Below are 1645 nucleotides of genomic sequence, written 5' to 3' on the forward strand. Positions count from 1 at the left end.
TGCCTGTTTGAGTCTGCATCAGCAACATGCTGAAACGGATCCGGTCAGTGGTAAACGAGTTAGTTTTGGCATCATTCGCATGGCTAATATTGACCCACTTATGGATGTGGCGAGAACGCTGAACGAACTGGGCACGCCAGATGGCACCTGTATTCATCTGTGTGTTTACCATGCCCGATTCCCCTTGGTGCAGCGTTCAGCTATTGAAAATATGCTGGATGATGCATTCAATCGCCGTTCAGAAAATGGTCAGGCGGTTTACCTGCTCCCAGACATCCGTGACCAGTTGGATGAGTGCCCAGAAAATAACCACTTATTTATTGTGCTAGCTTCGCCTGTCTGCGAGGTAGGCCGTGACTGGGATGCGGACTGGGCAATTGCTGAACCTTCCTCCATGCGGTCATTGATTCAGCTTGCCGGGCGTGTGCAACGTCATCGTCGTAAGGTCTGTGAAGAACCTAACCTGTTGATTTGTGATGCCAACCTTAAATTCCTGGAGCAGCGGGGAGGTGGTCGGTTGGTATTTACTCGCCCCGGTTTCGAGAAAAATACACCAGCTTTCAGGGTGACATCACCCTGGCTGCATGATCTTTTGATGGATGCGGAGTATCAGGAACTGGATGCTATTCCTCGTATCCAGCCGCGCCCCCAGAATGAATGGAAACCACAGCTACGGCTGGTTGATCTTGAACAAGCGCGCATGCTGGCCACCATGTTGCCTGTACAGCAAGTCACCAGTACTTCTCGACGAGCAGCGGGTCGTAAAGGACTGGAGCAAGATGAGGCTGCTCCTGCATGGCAATATCCGATGGCAGCCTTGGTCGGTGTTCTCCCACAGCAGCAACCCTTTCGTCAGGAAACAGAGCGCAAGACAACTCTGGCTTTTTTGCCAGATGAGGACGAAGAAAACTTGCTGCCTTACCGTGTTGAAGATGCTGTGGCACGGGGCAAGGGGAATCTATATGTTTCTGCATCCACCCAAGTGCATCAGGTTGATCTGGCACAGGGAAGTGGAATCAGGCTATGGGGTAATAATGACCTGCTGGCACTTCTGTCAGAGCAGGCTGATGCTCTGGGGTTAACACTGGATGAGTGCGCTAGAAAGATGACCACTGTTGAGGTGCCTACCAATGAGCAGGGCTGGCGATGGCATCCTTGGTTGGGGGTGGGGCGAAAGAATTAGGCATCCATGCCTTATAGCTGCCTGTTCGGCAGATGATTTTTGCATTAAACCAAATGACACTATTTTCTGAGCTGCCTATTCGGCATTAAACCAAAAGATACTATGGTTGAATTATCTTGGCTAAGGTTGTACCATTCAGTAAGTGCCTAGCCCTGTTCCAGCAGAGCTAGGCTTGTGCAACCTGCCGCTTGATCTCGGCTATAGCTATTAGGAGGTTTGTGATGAGTGGTTCTCATCTGCTCAGAAGAGTTTTAGGAGCTGATGCTCCCTGAACACTAATAAGTAGGCTCCCGCATGGCAAGTTACTGTGCGGGATTCTACATGGACATGGTTTTAAAGTCGAATGGAGTGATAACCCTATGAATGAAGAAGATTTACCTTCTACTCGTTCCAAGTGCTTTCATGCTGTCATCGTTGCGTTCATCAATGAGCGTCGTGATGCCAAGCTGAAAGGCAAGGAAG

General features: G+C 50.0%; 1 pseudogene. It reads left to right on the forward strand.

What is annotated here, in order from left to right:
- A pseudogene (locus IBX50_RS20490) lies at window positions 1-1183 on the forward strand (type I-F CRISPR-associated helicase Cas3); the annotation flags it as partial.
- Window positions 1184-1645: the final 462 nt, after the last annotated feature.

The organism is Marinospirillum sp. (assembly GCF_014859565.1).